We start from the raw sequence: 15,215 nt of genomic DNA on the forward strand, positions 1-15,215 counted from the left end.
GCAATCGTCTTCAACGTTCCATAGCGGCCAGTTTGATGCCCATCGCAAGGAACAATCCGGAAAATACCTTCTGTATTCCCTGAACCATGCCGGGTGACCGCGATATATATTGACGTACCCGGTTCGCCAAAACTCCGTAACCAACAAAGACGACCAGGGTCATAACCATAAATATGGTGCTTAATACGAGCATGTGCGATATAGGTGAAGATGCACCGCTTGGAACGAATTGCGGTAGAAAGGCAAGGAAGAAGATTGAGAGTTTAGGATTCAGGATATTAATCAATATAGCCTGCAAGGCAATTTTTCCATATCCATCGGTATCAGGCTTGCTCTTGAACTGTATGGCACCGGATTCTTTCCACATAGTCCAGGCCAGATAAATCAGATAGCATACTCCCAGAAACTTAAACACCTGAAACGCCAAGGCACTGGCGTACAATATGGCCGCCAACCCGAACACGCTGGCCAACAAGTGGGGCACGATCCCTAGGGTACAACCGAGTGCGGCGAAAATACTCGCGCGCCACCCCTTGGTCAGGCCCGTGGAGACGGTATAGAGCACACCGGTACCCGGTATCATCACCACAATCAGAGAAGTTATCAGAAACTCTGTGACGAACATATGCTATACCGATTATGCGTCCTTAACCCAATGGCAATGGGATTTGGGGCGTAAGGTGAAGTTCACTCCTGGCATCTGTTTGCGAAATTTGTCTGGCAAAGTATCGACACCTGAAACAAACCCATCCACTGAACTTCGATTATGGACTTTTTTTCTCCTGATGTGGAGCATGAAAGCAACAGTTACCGATCTCGGATGACCCGCGTCTAATTCCTTTCCGATCTGTAAATGGCTCTATATCGTTTAAAAGGATGGGTTGCCACTATTCAAATCAGTGCATCCTTAAGGAAATTATGGTTTACCCTTCAGGAGAAATTGTGCCTGGATCGTGTACAATCCTGTTGAATACTGAAAACATTTCACCAAGGTCGTAAGTTTATGGGAGAACACAAACAGAAACCGGGAAGCGATTGGCTTGCCTGGGAGAAACAGCGTGACAGCCTCAAGAATCGATGGGTCATCGTCGTGGTGGCATTCTGGGTGACCGCGCTGATCGCCGCAGCCATGTACGTGGTGAACAAACAACTTGATTTCATCCTGACATCCATCGCACTCGGCATGATGGTGTTAGGTGTATGGCTGAAGTCACGCTACCAGCAACATCTTCGCAAAGAGCCTGAGAACAAGGCATAACATCAATGAGGCTGATTGCTGCAGATGTCTAAAATCATCAATTTGGGATGTAGTGTCTCGGATGTCCATCGCCGGTATGCCGAAATACATGGCGCTCTTTTCGGTCTTACTTCATACCGTATGATCCTGTACGCCCTGAAGGGTAAAACAAGCTCGCTGTACAGTGATTATGAGCTAAGACTCAACACACTACAGGATGAGCTTACAGGATTGGTTGAGCAGATCAATCGTGTCGATGAAGATGATCTGCCTTTAAGAAATGCGGCCAAGCTTCAACAAACATTGATTGACTATACACAAACATTAAACAGGGCAATCAGCCAGCTACGTTCAATCTGTGGTCATCTCAATAATAACGAAGAGGATTACCGCTCGACAAACGAAAGCGGCCAGCCCACGTTTAATCAGGATAAGGTTGATTATGACTACACAATAAGGGAACTTGAGCGTATCGGCACAAAACTCAATAAGCTGTTTTCAACCTACTAGACATTCCCCGGAATCTCCTTTTTTCTCTATTTTGCATTGCGACAGCGAAGGCAAACCAGGCGCCGGACAGTCTTAATCTGCAGTTATCATCAATGCTATTGATGAAGTGTGATAGGTTAAACCTCACTATCAATCATATGGAGTGAATAGATGATTATTCGTCATAATTGACGAACCGTAGACAGAATAACCAATACCCTCGTTGCATTAATATATCATTTCAACCGGTCCTGAAATAACACTTATTCGGATGGTTATGACTTCTCTAGCACCTTGACTTAAAAAATAAAAACAGAGATTCACGTATCCAATACAGATCAACTGCTGCTACGCACAATAATTTTTGTAGTAACCTCATATTTTGGAACTATTTTTACACCCATAATTTACATCAAGGTGGCTGGATGAAAAACCGACGCGTTCTCCTAGACAGTGAACTCTCTCCTTTGGTACTTGACCTCTTCCAGGAGGCGAAATTCGAGGCTGATATCATATCGCCGAAGAAACGCATCCTGAGGCCGCTGCTGGAGCTTGGAGACTATTCCGCCATTCTGGTTCGCAGTAAGGTTTAGATCAATTTCGAAATGCTTGAATCCGCCGGCAAACATCTCAGGGTGATCGGCGTATTCGGCGATGACATCACCAAGATCGACATCGCGGATGCTTCGCGCAATGGAATTTTGGTCAAGGTCACTGAATATGGTAACAGCTATGAAGTGGCAAACCTTGCTGCACGCTTGATGGTAAAACTGATCAGCAGATCATTCCGTACGCGAGATTCCAAGAAAGCTTTGATAGTGCAGACCTTATCAGACTTGGAGAATGATGGATTGACCGGCTTCGAGTTGGCCAATCTCGTGATCGGCCTTATCGGATGTGGAAACGTTGCCCAGATTGTAGCCACAGAAATACGCCCTCACTGTCAACGAGTGATCGGCTATGATTCACATCTCCGCACTGTCTATGAAAACTTCCACCAGCGTTCACCGCTTGAGAAACCGGTGATTGAATATAATCAACTGAGCGAGGTGCTGGAACATTCCGATGTGATCAGTATACATACCGCGGGTGATGAGAAGGTATTCAAGGGCAAGGAACTCTACTTTGCCAGAAACCGCCCGTTTATCGTAAACACATCACGTAGCGGTAACATCGATTATTCCGCATTACTCCAGGCGTTGTCAGAGGACCGGGTAAGAGGGGCGGCCATAACTCTGCCCAAAGAACAACTGAGGGAGAAAAAACTGCCGGATTGGGTGCAACCCTTCCTCAAATACAATAATGTCATCATCGCGCCTTGCGCCGGCGTGCCTGCATCGGATACCAGGCGTAAACAGGCTCGCAGACTGGCACGGTCACTTATTGATTATGTGGATCATAAGGATTTGTCTCTGGCAGTCAATCCGATGGATGTGGTTATATGGAAACGTGAGCCGCGTTATCCACTCTCGCGCGGAAAAACCCATAGTACGGTACCTATCTTTTGGAGTCGATAATCTATGTCCATGCTTTAACGCGGTTCAGGTCTTGTAAGAAGAAAAACCATAATGGATACAAACAGTGCCGTCAGTCCCGCCATCACCCATGGACTGCTGATTCTCAGGTACATGACTACCCATGCTACGATGAGCAGTATCACAGCCGCAACCTTACTGGAGCGTGAAATGGCCCCTTGCTGCTCCCAATCAACCAGGAGCTTTCCAAAATGCGGATGAGCATAGAGCCAACGATGCAGTCGCTCTGATCCCTTTGCGGCAAACCAGGCAGCCAACAACAAGAACGGTACCGTTGGCAACCCAGGAAGAATCACACCAATAACTGCGAGCGCCAGAAAGAGATAGGCAAGTACCAATGCAGCCCAGCGGGTTAGGTTTATCATGTGATAATATTGAGTACGATAATGCGTGGAGAAGGTATGTATGGTTTCTGCACTTTTAAATACGTGTAGTGTACACCACTTTTTCTTAAATCGATCTAATCCTTATGATGTGCTATTGCGATTTTTCGGTCGGTTGGATGTGACTGCCAGCAATTTTCATTCACGCCAGTATTGTGGTTGATTTAATGCTTTTGCGCATTGAATCCTTCCCCTGACCCTCCCGATAATGCCTTTTTTTAGTTCCAATACCATCCAGGCATCTGCATTTTCCTTAGCTATCGGATAGGGTGCTTCAAACCCAATAATGCCAGCCGTTCCAAAACCATAATGTGGATAGTAAGTTGGATGTCCAAGAACAAAGATCAGATCTACTCCTGATTTTGTTAATCGCTTTGTTCCCTCATAAATCAGTTGCGAACCAACCCCCTGGTTTTGTGCTTCAGGTATGACCCCTAGCGGCGCAAGTAGCTGTGCCGAAACAGATTCGGTGGATTGTGTGACAACTGCATTTGTATAGAGCACATGACCGACAATTTTATCGTTTTCAATAGCCACGAGAGACAACAATGGAAATGCTGTTTCATCCTTAAGCAAATCATTAACCAATCCTGCGATTTCCGGGCCTTCATTTTTTCCAAATGCCTGGATATGTACGGTTTCAATTCCGAGTTTATCAGCCTCTTTAGACTCCCTGATCTTCATAGCGCCATTTTACGTACAAACGTTCGCTTGAGCTTTCATTTGTCAGCCTCGTAGCGCTTATTAGCTATAGTTGTTTTCATTCACGATACATGGCGGATGTGATGAATTCGCCAAAAGACTCACACCAAACAATAACACTATTATAACTAGACGGATCTATACCTGCCGGAACATTTACTGCGAAGTTCTCGAATGTTTTTACATCACCTACACGAACCATAGTAGCTTTCAAACGATTGAAATCATCTTCGGTCTCGACATATTCAGGAGAAAGATAAAGCTTGTAGTCTGGGCCAGGTGCAAGTTTACCCATAAACGTTATAAATTCTTTACCAATTGTGACTGTACCTTCTCCCCAATGGAAAGTATCGCTACCTTTCAGCTCTCTACGAAATGATGCGGTGTACATGGCTTGCGAAGACATTGCCTTTATCTCAGATTCGCTAGGAGCAGGAGGTGCGGTAAGAATAGGCAACACGTAGATGCCGACACCGAATCCTAATACACCAACTATGCAGTGTGTTGCTATAAGTATTACAATGGTACGTATGCTCATAATGATTCCTACGATGCAAGATTTTACATTGACCCTACCCACTAAAAGTCCATGCTCTTAGGGCCTGTTATAAACTTATATTCGGTTCAGGCAACTGCCACCAGGTAGACGGCAAACAACCCATCGTCATCGACCCAATGGCGAACCTCGTTGAATCCGTTTTCGGTGACCAGGTTGATAAACTCCGTCTGTGAGTATTTGTAGGAGTTTTCGGTGTGCAGTGTTTCGCCCTTTTTGAATTCAAAGCGGTGACCGTTGAGGCGAAGCGTTTGTTCTTCAGTGCTCACCAGGTGCATTTCGATACACCCCTCTTCATCGTTATAGAAGGCGAGATGCTCGAAGACTTCGGGATCGATATCGGTGTCCAGCTCCTGCTGCATGCGCTGTAACAGATTCAGATTGAAATCCGCAGTCAAACCCGCTGCGTCGTTATAGGCGGCGTTCAACACCCGTTCGCTCTTTTTGGTATCGACACCGATCAGCATCATACCACCGCTACCCACTGTATCGTGTACCAGGCGTAAAAATCCGCCTGCCTCGCTGGGGCTGAAATTTCCCAGGCTGGAACCGGGAAAAAAGAGTAAGCGAGGTCCGTTGGGTACTTCGCGAGGAATCGGCAATGAGTGTGTGAAATCGACACAGGCGGCGTGAATGGGCAACCAGGGATACTCCACCGCCAAGGCCCTTGCACTCGATTTCAGATAGTCGAAGGAGATATCCATCGGTACGAAGGCGCTCGGCCGTAACGCATCGAGCAGCAAGCGTACTTTTGCGGCGTTGCCGGCGCCCGGTTCGATCAGCACTCGCCCGGTTCCGGTCAGGTTTGCGATCTCCTCCGCAAGGCTCGACAGCATACGCCGTTCAACGGTAGGCAAGTAGTATTCCGGTTGTTCGCATATCCTGTCGAACAGTTCCGATCCGCGCTGATCATAAAAGAATTTCGGCGGGATCGATTTGTCCGATTTGGAGAGACCTGCAACCACCGCGTCATAAAGGCTTAGCGCCTGGGGTTTATGATCGTGAAAGGTAACATTCTCTATCATGCGTCCTCCGCGAGTCGCAGGCCGGTAAAGGCCCAGCGTTCATCCGGATAAAAGAAGTTACGGTAACTGGCACGGGTATGGCCTGCGGGCGTCGCGCAACAACCGCCTTTCAGCACCATCTGGTTGGACATGAATTTACCGTTGTACTCACCCATTGACCCGCCAAGGGGCTTGAATCCGGGATAGGCGGCATAGGGCGAGGCCGACCAGGTCCAGAGGTCGCCAAACCACTGCCCCATCTCCCCCGCCGGAGCGGGATGAAGCTGATCACGATCGACGAAGTTGCCGCTCAACGGCTGTTGGGACAGCACAACTTCCAGTTCACCCTCCAGCGGCAGACGCTTGCCCGACCAGCGGGCGTAGGCGTCCGCCTCGTAGTAACTGAGATGGCAGACGGGTTCGTGAGGATTCAGTGGACTCAGCCCACCCAGGGTGAACTGCAGCCACTCGCCCTCTTCCTGCTCCCAATAGAGTGGATGCCGCCAAGCCTCACGCTGCAGCAGCGCCCAACCGCCGGAGAGCCATAGCGCCGGATCCTCATAGCCGCCGTCTTCCATGAATGCCCGGTATTCGCCGTTGGTCACCAGGCGATCGGCAAGCCGAAAATCGGACAACAATAGATCGTGCCGTGGCGTTTCGTTGTCATAGGCGAAATCCTCAACATCTCCATGACCGATTCGGTGAACGCCCCCCGCCTGTTCCACCCAGCGTATCGCCCGGGTGTTGCCGGAGGCGGTCTGCAGATCATCCCGATAGGCCGGCTTCAACGGATTCGACCAAAAGTTGTGCTTCACATCCATCAACAACAGTTCCTGATGTTGCTCCTCATGGTTGAGCCCGAGGATGACCCGGAATGCGAGTTCGCTCCAAACCTTCTCATCGATGGTCTCCATCAACTGCATCATCTGTTCATCCACATGGGCGCGGTAACGGTAGACTTCGTCCACTGTCGGACGTGACAACAGACCCCGCCTGGGTCTGGGATGCATCATGCCGTGGGTGTAGTAGTAGCTGTTGAAGATGTAATCGAACCGGGGATGAAAGGGCCGGTAACCTGGATTGAAGTGAGGCAGTACGAAGGCCTCGAAAAACCAGCTCACATGGGCGATATGCCACTTCGGCGGGCTGGTCTGAACGATGGATTGGATTTGAAAATCATCGGCCCGTAACGGTAAGCAGAGGGACTCGGAAAATTGCCGGACACGCTGGAACTCTGTCATTAACCGATCACGGCCGCTGTTTATGGTGATAGTGCTTTCCATATCAATATCTCATTCTGCTTTTTTACTTATTGAGATCCCACGCACGCCATTGGTTGATCAAACCATCAAGCCCGCACCATGTAAACGCAATTGCTGAAGATATACAAGCAACAAACTATAGGGTTGATCGTGCTTCAACAATTCCGCATAAGGCAGTACCGCGCCAATCCAACCCTCCGTATGCCAATAGGCACCCTGCTTCAACTCAAGTTCCATCCAATCAGCGGGTTCAGGATAGGCGGTGACATAAAAATAGGCATCCGGAATCGAATCATCACCTGTGACAAAACCGAAATTCATCTGCTCATCCGCATGTTCCTCATCGGCAGGATCGGCACCGGGTACCAACCGGCCGGAGAACCAATTCAGGGCAAGATCGAAATGGTGCGGAAAGAGTTGCACAGGACTGGTCTCCTCCCTCAACCCGCCCTTGAAAGCCTTGAACACGCTATCTACCCAATTGATCGTGCGACGATAACTTTCAGCCGCCTGGTAATCGTAGGGTAAGATCGATTCATCCCCGTACCCGTCTGGCAGATGCCGCTCCAAATCGATGCCTGTTGACGGGAGACTCGACAGGATCCAGCGGTACAGACTCGCCGAGCTCTGTCCCGCCAGGGGTAGGGTCGACAGCCTGCCGTCACTGCCGGAAAGAATCAGACGATGACCGGCCAGGTCGAGGTTGAGTTCACAATTCTGTGTACCGACGGGAAAGGGCGTGGTGGTCAATCCATGAGTGTAGACACTCAGGGTAATGTGCCACCAATGTTTCGACTTCGGCGCGAATTGGCTGCGCACCTTACCGACGATACGGGCAACTTGCTGCAGGGTGTCCCTGGTTGGGCGCCAACTAGACAGAGAGAGTGCGGGAAGTTGTACCGGTACCTCGGTTACTTGTTTGGTCATGGTTGTCTCACATCAAAGGTTACACTACTTATATTGAGATATTTCTACATTCCCGATCCGGAAACATCTTGCATGGCATCTCTCCGCTGTAACTTCAATGAGCCATACCTGGATCGGTACGATTTCATTCCAACGAGACTCCCGCATAGGCGATTCCGGTCAAATGAGCCATCTCGCGATCGAATGTTGTGAGGTCATCGGCACAAAAACCACCGAGATGATCGTGACCACAGGCCCTCGCCATCACCTGCATCAACTCGGTCGAGGCACGGAAGAAACTGTTCAGCTGTTCGGCCCCCTTCTCGATCTTCAGACGCCGTCGCAAGTCCGCTCGCTGGGTGGCGATGCCCACCGGGCAGTTGTTGGTATGGCAGGCGCGCATGCCTAGACAGCCGATGGCCTGCAGCGCCGAATTCGAGACTGCGATAGCATCCGCACCCAGGGCCAGCGACTTGATAAAATCGGCCGGGAGCCTGAGACCACCGGTGATGACCAGGGAGACGCCACTCCGTCCCCGTCTGTCCAGATAGCGTCGGGCCCGGGCCAGGGCAGGAATGGTGGGTACCGATATGTTGTCACGGAAGATCCTCGGAGCTGCTCCAGTGCCGCCGCCCCGGCCGTCCAATATGATGTAGTCGACACCGATCCTCAACGCGGCCTCGATATCCCTTTCGATATGTTGCGCGGAGAGCTTGACCCCGATGGGTATGCCACCGGTGGCTTCACGTACCTCGTCGGCGAATCGGCGGTAATCGTCCACGCTCTCCCAGTCGGGAAAGCGGGCCGGCGAGATGGCAGCTTCACCCTCATCCAATCCGCGCACCTCGGCGATGCGGCCCATGACCTTGTTTCCCGGCAGGTGGCCGCCAGTGCCTGTCTTGGCTCCCTGGCCGCATTTGAAGTGAAAGGCCTGGCAGCGTTGCACCTTGTCCATCGAGTAACCGAAACGGGCCGATGCCAGCTCGTAGAGATAGCGGCCGTTGGCGGCCTGCTCGTCCGGCAGCATGCCGCCCTCGCCGGAGCATATGCCGGTACCCGCCAGTTCCGCCCCCTTGGCCAGCGCCACTTTAGCCTCTTCAGACAGGGCGCCGAAACTCATGTCGGAGACCAGCAGGGGCAGCTCCAGCCGCAACGGTTTGTCCGCATTGGGACCGATCACCACTTCGGTGCCTACCGGGTGATCATCCAGCAGCGGCACCCGATGCAGTTGAGCCGTCAGCAGTTGGATCTGTTCCCATTTCGGTAATTCGTCCCGGGTCACCCCCATGGCGCTGACCCGGCCATGATGACCCACCTTTGACAGGCCGTATTCCGCCAAATGCTGAATATATTTGTAGTGCGGCTCCTCACTGCCGCCATGCATATCCTTATACAGACCCTGATACTTTTCCCGGTCATAGGGCTGGGGGTTATCCTCCGCCCAGGCCCTGATCTCATCCTCGTCCACCCAGACCCGGCCCTCCTCGACCCAGGCCTGGAATGGGTGCAGACGCTCAGACGGATTGTAGGCGCTGATCCCTGTCTTGTAGCGATAGTCCCAGTCGTGCAACCCACAGATGAGATCTTCGCCCTCGATGCGGCCGTCTGCCATCAGGGCGCCCCGGTGGGCACAGCGCCCGTAGAGCACCGAAACCCGCTCCTCCTCCTGCCATCTGATAACGACCAGGTCGACACCCGCAGCCAGGGCGTAGGTAGGGGTAAGCGGTTGTAGATCGGACCAAGAGAGGATTGCTGTTTTTTTCATGGCAGATACCTTGATGTTATTGTTGCGATAGGGTGCGTCCTCTAACAATACGTCAAGAATAGAAATAGCGATTCATTTCATCAATCGATACAGTGAAACGGGAGGCTGGCCATGGCCACAGAAGAGATGCGCAGGATCTTCTACACCACACTGGCATCGATTCCGCCGGGTCGATACTGCAGCTACGGCGATATCGCCAAGCTCTGCGGCGTTCATGTCCGGCAAGTGCTGGCCTGGCTGCGCACCCTGCCCAGGGAGAGCGATCTTCCCTGGTATCGATTGATCACCGGGCAGCGGCGGATTGCCGACTACCCGGGTAACGAAAGACAGTACCGAAGACTCGCGGAAGAGGGACTCGTCCCCGAAGCCGACGGCCGTTTTCCGGTTCATTACAGGTGGCCTGATGCCTAGGGCCTGTTAACACTAGTCTGCCGTTGCCCCTCCGCCTTTCAAGTCACCCTGCTGATCGATATCGAGCAGAACACCAGGATCTTCCGTGGGTAACAAGATCAGCTCATTGGCATGAGCCTGCAGCAGATGGCGTGCGCCGTGGTCACCCTGCAAGGCCTGTAACCGGTCCCCCCATTGCCGCCCGAAACCAACTGGATGGCCACGGCGTCCTTGAAAAGCGGGTGCGGCGATAGCGGCTCCTTGAACCAACGCCTGGACCACTGAGCGAATAGTCTCTGGCGCAATCCAGGGCATATCCGCCAATGCCACCACCCAGCCCGCCGCATCGGCACTGGCCCCTATCCCGATGGCCAGGCTCCTCCCCATGCCCTGCTCCACCAGTGCGTTTTCCAGCACACTCAAACCCAGTGCTTCGAACCGCTCGGCCAGCCGAACATCATCAGGGCGTACAATTGCCAGGGTGTTGGGCAACGCGGTAACGAGATTATGCGCCGCCGCCACGCCCACCAACTCACCGCTGGGGAGCGGATGCAGCAGCTTGTGGCCGCCGAAACGTTGACCGGCGCCGGCCGCCAGTAATATGCCTCGTATCTCAGTCATGACTCCAGGGCCTGTTGGCAGTGTTCCAATATGACTCTGTGGCGGATCTCCATTAGGAACATGTCATCAACTAACCGGGTGGGCTATCAGTGGATATGCGGCTAGCTGTTTTCGGATAGACCGTTTCACTACTATCTCACCCAATCAGCTTAAATAACTCATTATGCACATTCGTAGCAGTTTTTTTATAACCACACGCTAATGCCGAGACAACACACACAGTAATTCATACATTCCTTTCACTCCTTCCTGTGCGGCATTCCAATGGCGCGCCCTGTCTGGCCCTTTACTACGACTATTCTTTGCGCTTAGTCTATGCTCAGACTATTAAATGCACTGAATGCTATAAGAAAAATTTAATCATTTCAGAGGTACCCGCGGCACAAGAACCATCCTACTCCCGGAAGGATTTGCTATTACCTGACATCTCTATAGATCATATGCGCCGCCATTTCCGATCGCTCCCAGCGATTGAAATCTAAATAGAACAAGCGGCATCTGTGTGCTGATAAGCTAAGACCACTTTATCAGTGCCTGCATGGAAAAAGGAGTCTGCCCATGACCAGGAAACTTATTTTATGCTCGGACGGCACAGGCAACAGTGGCGGAAAAGCTCGGGGCACCAATGTCTGGCGCTTTTATAAAGCGGTCGATACCCATCCCAATCTCGGCCAACTGACTTTCTATCAGGACGGTGTCGGCACCCAGGCTTTTAAACTTTTTCGACTGCTTGGCGGGGCATTTGGTTATGGTCTGAAAGCCAATATCCGAGAAATGTACCACTTTTTGGTCCACAACTATCAGCCTGGTGATGATATTTATCTGCTCGGTTTCAGCCGCGGCGCCTTCACCGTCAGAGCCCTGGCTTATATGGTGACTGTATGCGGCGTCGCCAAGGCGGATGGGGACCCGCAAGAGACGGAAAGGCGCATTGACCATGCCATGAAGAGATATCTCGATTGGCGGAAGGAGATCCGGAAATTCAGAATAACTGCGCTTTCGCCTTCTACTGGGAAGAGATTTGGACAAGTGCCACTCGAACAGCTGGTCCGGGCGTATCGAGAACTCGGCCACAAACCACTCACCGAAGTATTGGAAGAGCAGGAAAAAAAATGGCCGGAGAAGGAGAGTGGCGACGACGATTTGGTGTACCGACCGATAATCCGTTTCATCGGGGTATGGGATACGGTCGATGCAGTCGGTCTTCCCATCGACGAACTGACCGAATTTCTCGACTGGTGGTTTCATTTCAGATTCTACAGCTATGATCGGTTTCCCATTGCCGGGCACAACTATCACGCCCTCTCCCTGGACGACGAAAGGCACACCTTTCACCCACTGATGTGGGACGAGTCCTTGCAGGTTAAGGGACAAAAGATCGAACAGGTCTGGTTTTCCGGCGTTCATTCCAACGTCGGCGGCGGCTATGCCAAGGATGAAATGGCTTACGTGTCACTGGACTGGATGATGGAGAAGGCTGAAGGCTGTGGACTGAAGTTATTGAAATCCTCCCGCACTGAAGCGTCGGAACAGGCCAGAGTCAACGGCAAGATATATGATTCACGAGCAGGCCTGGCTTCCTATTACCGTTACAAACCCCGGGAAGTGGATCAGATCTGCGACCAGGCAAACGCCCCAGTGCTGTTGCACGATTCGGTATTCCAGCGCATTCAACAGGTGACCGAAAACTACGCCCCAACGGTTTTCGGCAAGCACTACTCGGTACCGCCAACGGGCAAACCACATACAATGGACGCCCTACCTGATGAGCGGCTAAAGGCGCAGAGTCTGGCTGAAAAAATCGTCTGGTGGCGCAGAGTCACCTATTTCCTGCTACTCGTCTCCACCCTCGGTACATTCCTTGCCGTCCGAAGGTACGGGGCCGTGCCCATGCCCTTGTCCGACAACTGGAAAGGCATCTTCGAAAGTCTACCGGCCTCCCTCTCCGAATACATCGGCGGATTTCCGGAAAAATGGCTTTATGCCTTCAGTGGCCGCTGGTGGTTCCTCGCCACACTGGTAGTCCTCTTCTGCGCACTGCTCATGTTCCGCAGCTATCTGCGCAAGCGCACTCGGCACCTTGGGCGAACAGGGTGGAATCTGACCAATGGTACAGCAGTACACCCTCCGGCGGCTACGGTACTTGAATCCATGGTGGATATGGTCAAGGCGATCTACGCACCCCAGAAGATACGCGCTTTTATGCGTGAAAAAGTCTTTCCCGTGACAGCATTTGGCCTTGTTGTGCTGCTGGCTTTATTGTGGCTGTTCAACATGCATATTCTGCCGCCCAACAGGGATGCGTGCGTGAGTGAAAAGATAAAATTCAGCCAGCTTCCAGCGGATGGCTCAACCTTTCACGACTTCCACACCTGCAATCCCTGGTATGCAACCGGAATCAGCGTGGAAAAGGGCGCGACCTACAAGGTGCAAGTCACAGGAGACGATAACTGGAGCGACTGGCATATTCCTGCGAATGCGAATGGTTTCGTGGACGAACCGGGCCTACGACATAAACTCATTTCTTTATTCAAACGTCACAATAGTGGTGGAAATACCCATAACCAAGACTGGTTCAGGTTAATAGCCAATATCGGTGGCCGACAACAGGTGGCTGTCGGTCGAAATGCAGAGTTCACAGCGAAACACAATGGGCCTTTGTTTTTCTATGTTAATGACGTCCTGTGCGATGTGTGTCTAAAGGGTGTATTTGCCTATTACCGGAACAACCAGGGTACTGCACGGATCCATGTTACGAAGGTTTCAAAAACCATGAGTAAGTAGTTGATGAAGTGACGCAAGTTCACGTAGTCTTTTGGATTTGAGTTTATGGCATTGTTAAGCCAAGATGCCTTCAATTTCGTGTGTTCCCATCAAGCTTACGCCAATATTTTCCATCTCTTCTTCACCCCTGGGATACAACTGTGACATAGCGTCTTTCACCAGCACCACACGAAAATCGCGCTCACTTGCTTCGTAAATGCTTATTCTTGGGCAGTTTGGATAATTACAACCTGAAAATACCAATGTATCCAATTTATGTTTTTTCAAGAAATCTTCAAGGCGTGTTCCGTAAAATGCTCCCCATCTTGGTTTATACATGACGAATTCATTGCTGCCAATCTTTTGCAACTCTCCCGCCAGTAGCACATTAGCATTTAATTTTAGTGATGAATCCGGCTTTAAATCTTCAACCAACTCAGCACCTTCTGATTCCGGGATAACGACTCCTTTTCCTTTTTCAATAATCTCTCTTCTGCATAGATCCACATTCGATCCGTCAGGAAGGTATAAGCGAATCACATGAATAATTAGCAATCCTTTCTTTCGATAGGAATCGAGAAGCCGAGCCATGTTTGGAATGACATCCTTGGTGCCAGCAATCTGTGCGGGAGCATTATCCAGGGTAAAGTCATTCTGCGTATCAATTGTGATCAGAGCAGAGTTATTGATGCGAGGTTCTGTGTATTTATTCATTTTTCATGCGTTTATTATTATGACTAACTTTTAGCTTCGGGGCGCCGAGTGGTGGTGAGCGTCCCAGCGAACTGAAGTAAGTCCGCAGCCTTTTTTGATGTGTCCGTAAATTCCGCGTAAAACCCGTTCATGCTAAGTAACATATAAAATTCACTTCGCAAAACTCTCGCTTTGAGTTTCATGGACGAGAGCTTCTAGCTCTCTTAGCTTCGCAACAATCTTAGGTTCACTTGGCCGTATTGAAGATTGACCAATTTCCGCAAGTATATCATCCGGGGCTATTGGCCCATTAGCGCCAAGGAAAGTTGCGCAAACATAACCGGTGGCAACAACTCTGCCTTTTCGTTCAAACACTTGTTTAAAGTAACCAGTTCTATCATCCCACCAAATAATTCTTGTTCTTAATTGGTATTTTTGAAATGCTTTTAGTGGATATCGAAATCGAATTATGTCAAAGGTTGCAAGTGGCACCTATTTGTTTTTAATCATTGATTTCAATAACCCCGCACGAAAGGCAATATCCATTCTTCCCAGGTCCATGAGCGCCAGAAAGCGATCATTTGATATTTTTTTTACATCAATATCATTGGGCAGTACTCTTAAATTCAGAACCGACTCGTCCAGGAGTCTTATCGGCTTTTTCCAAAGAGAGGAAAGCAACAGTAGTAATAGTCTTAGTCTTAATCTCACTAGCCTTCCCTAAAGATATTATTTATTATTCCACTAACGCCTTTGTTCAGCTGCTCTGAATACGGAGTAGAGTTTGCGCAACAATGCCGAAGGCATGCGCAAGAAGCCGCGGAGTATTCGGTGGACTTCCCCCGAAATAATGGATACCACATTTTTCAAGCCTGCATAGCCTCGAATTCAACAGGCGACCTATATCCT

17 protein-coding genes are annotated in these 15,215 nt (G+C 50.6%); 6 read left to right on the plus strand and 11 right to left on the minus strand.

What is annotated here, in order from left to right; genetic code table 11:
• Positions 1 to 10: 10 nt before the first annotated feature.
• Positions 11 to 625, minus strand: a complete 615-nt coding sequence (locus CODIS_RS03755; RefSeq protein WP_069121384.1) for a LysE family translocator — start codon at positions 623 to 625, stop codon at positions 11 to 13.
• A gap of 378 nt (positions 626 to 1,003) precedes the next feature.
• Here CODIS_RS03755 and CODIS_RS03760 point away from each other — a divergent pair, with 378 nt between their 5' ends.
• The 4 genes from CODIS_RS03760 (at position 1,004) to CODIS_RS03770 (ending at position 3,243) form a co-directional block, all read left to right on the plus strand.
• Positions 1,004 to 1,258, plus strand: coding sequence for a hypothetical protein (locus tag CODIS_RS03760; RefSeq protein WP_069121386.1), 255 nt, complete (start codon positions 1,004 to 1,006; stop codon positions 1,256 to 1,258).
• A gap of 24 nt (positions 1,259 to 1,282) precedes the next feature.
• A complete protein-coding gene (locus CODIS_RS03765; RefSeq protein WP_069121389.1) occupies positions 1,283 to 1,747 on the plus strand; it encodes a hypothetical protein in 465 nt (154 codons plus the stop codon).
• Between the two features lie 404 nt (positions 1,748 to 2,151).
• Positions 2,152 to 2,319: a hypothetical protein gene (locus CODIS_RS20835; protein WP_154723000.1), complete on the plus strand. Its 168-nt coding sequence runs from the start codon at positions 2,152 to 2,154 to the stop codon at positions 2,317 to 2,319.
• 12 nt (positions 2,320 to 2,331) lie between these two features.
• Positions 2,332 to 3,243, plus strand: a complete 912-nt coding sequence (locus CODIS_RS03770; RefSeq protein WP_069121391.1) for an NAD(P)-dependent oxidoreductase — start codon at positions 2,332 to 2,334, stop codon at positions 3,241 to 3,243.
• A gap of 14 nt (positions 3,244 to 3,257) precedes the next feature.
• On the opposite strand, the gene CODIS_RS03775 is transcribed toward CODIS_RS03770, so the two are convergent.
• The 7 genes from CODIS_RS03775 to CODIS_RS03805 form a co-directional block, all read right to left on the minus strand.
• Positions 3,258 to 3,626: a YbaN family protein gene (locus CODIS_RS03775; RefSeq protein ID WP_069121394.1), complete on the minus strand. Its 369-nt coding sequence runs from the start codon at positions 3,624 to 3,626 to the stop codon at positions 3,258 to 3,260.
• Positions 3,627 to 3,782: 156 nt separating this feature from the next.
• On the minus strand, positions 3,783 to 4,328 hold the full coding sequence (locus tag CODIS_RS03780; protein WP_069121396.1) for a GNAT family N-acetyltransferase: 546 nt from the start codon (positions 4,326 to 4,328) through the stop codon (positions 3,783 to 3,785).
• Between the two features lie 76 nt (positions 4,329 to 4,404).
• Entirely contained in the window at positions 4,405 to 4,884 is a 480-nt protein-coding gene (locus CODIS_RS03785; RefSeq protein ID WP_069121399.1) for a DM13 domain-containing protein, read from the minus strand.
• A gap of 86 nt (positions 4,885 to 4,970) precedes the next feature.
• Positions 4,971 to 5,927, minus strand: a complete 957-nt coding sequence (egtD, locus tag CODIS_RS03790) for an L-histidine N(alpha)-methyltransferase (protein WP_069121402.1) — start codon at positions 5,925 to 5,927, stop codon at positions 4,971 to 4,973.
• Positions 5,924 to 7,189: an ergothioneine biosynthesis protein EgtB gene (egtB, locus tag CODIS_RS03795; protein ID WP_069121405.1), complete on the minus strand. Its 1,266-nt coding sequence runs from the start codon at positions 7,187 to 7,189 to the stop codon at positions 5,924 to 5,926. Before egtB ends, egtD begins: the two co-directional genes overlap by 4 nt.
• Before the next feature lie 57 nt (positions 7,190 to 7,246).
• Positions 7,247 to 8,095, minus strand: coding sequence for a DUF5996 family protein (locus CODIS_RS03800; protein WP_069121408.1), 849 nt, complete (start codon positions 8,093 to 8,095; stop codon positions 7,247 to 7,249).
• A 124-nt stretch (positions 8,096 to 8,219) separates the two neighbouring features.
• Complete coding sequence (locus tag CODIS_RS03805; protein WP_069121411.1) at positions 8,220 to 9,839, minus strand: glutamate synthase-related protein; 1,620 nt, start codon at positions 9,837 to 9,839, stop codon at positions 8,220 to 8,222.
• A gap of 111 nt (positions 9,840 to 9,950) precedes the next feature.
• Between CODIS_RS03805 and CODIS_RS03810 the strand changes: the two genes are divergently transcribed.
• Complete coding sequence (locus CODIS_RS03810; protein WP_069121414.1) at positions 9,951 to 10,250, plus strand: MGMT family protein; 300 nt, start codon at positions 9,951 to 9,953, stop codon at positions 10,248 to 10,250.
• 12 nt (positions 10,251 to 10,262) lie between these two features.
• Here the strand turns inward: CODIS_RS03810 and CODIS_RS03815 are convergent, their stop codons facing one another.
• Positions 10,263 to 10,850 carry a nucleotidyltransferase family protein gene (locus tag CODIS_RS03815; RefSeq protein ID WP_069121417.1) on the minus strand — a complete coding sequence of 196 codons (588 nt, stop codon included), beginning with the start codon at positions 10,848 to 10,850 and terminating at the stop codon, positions 10,263 to 10,265.
• Positions 10,851 to 11,408: 558 nt separating this feature from the next.
• On the opposite strand from CODIS_RS03815, the gene CODIS_RS03820 reads away from it, so the two are divergent.
• Positions 11,409 to 13,634, plus strand: coding sequence for a DUF2235 domain-containing protein (locus CODIS_RS03820; protein ID WP_069121420.1), 2,226 nt, complete (start codon positions 11,409 to 11,411; stop codon positions 13,632 to 13,634).
• 54 nt (positions 13,635 to 13,688) lie between these two features.
• On the opposite strand, the gene CODIS_RS03825 is transcribed toward CODIS_RS03820, so the two are convergent.
• Together CODIS_RS03825 and CODIS_RS20840 are read right to left on the minus strand one after the other, a co-directional pair.
• Positions 13,689 to 14,327, minus strand: a complete 639-nt coding sequence (locus CODIS_RS03825) for a cysteine hydrolase family protein (protein WP_069121424.1) — start codon at positions 14,325 to 14,327, stop codon at positions 13,689 to 13,691.
• Positions 14,328 to 14,477: 150 nt separating this feature from the next.
• Positions 14,478 to 14,798, minus strand: a complete 321-nt coding sequence (locus tag CODIS_RS20840; protein ID WP_154723001.1) for a thioesterase family protein — start codon at positions 14,796 to 14,798, stop codon at positions 14,478 to 14,480.
• Positions 14,799 to 15,215: the final 417 nt, after the last annotated feature.

The sequence above is a fragment of the Candidatus Thiodiazotropha endolucinida genome (assembly GCF_001715975.1).
GTDB lineage: Bacteria > Pseudomonadota > Gammaproteobacteria > Chromatiales > Chromatiaceae > Thiodiazotropha > Thiodiazotropha endolucinida.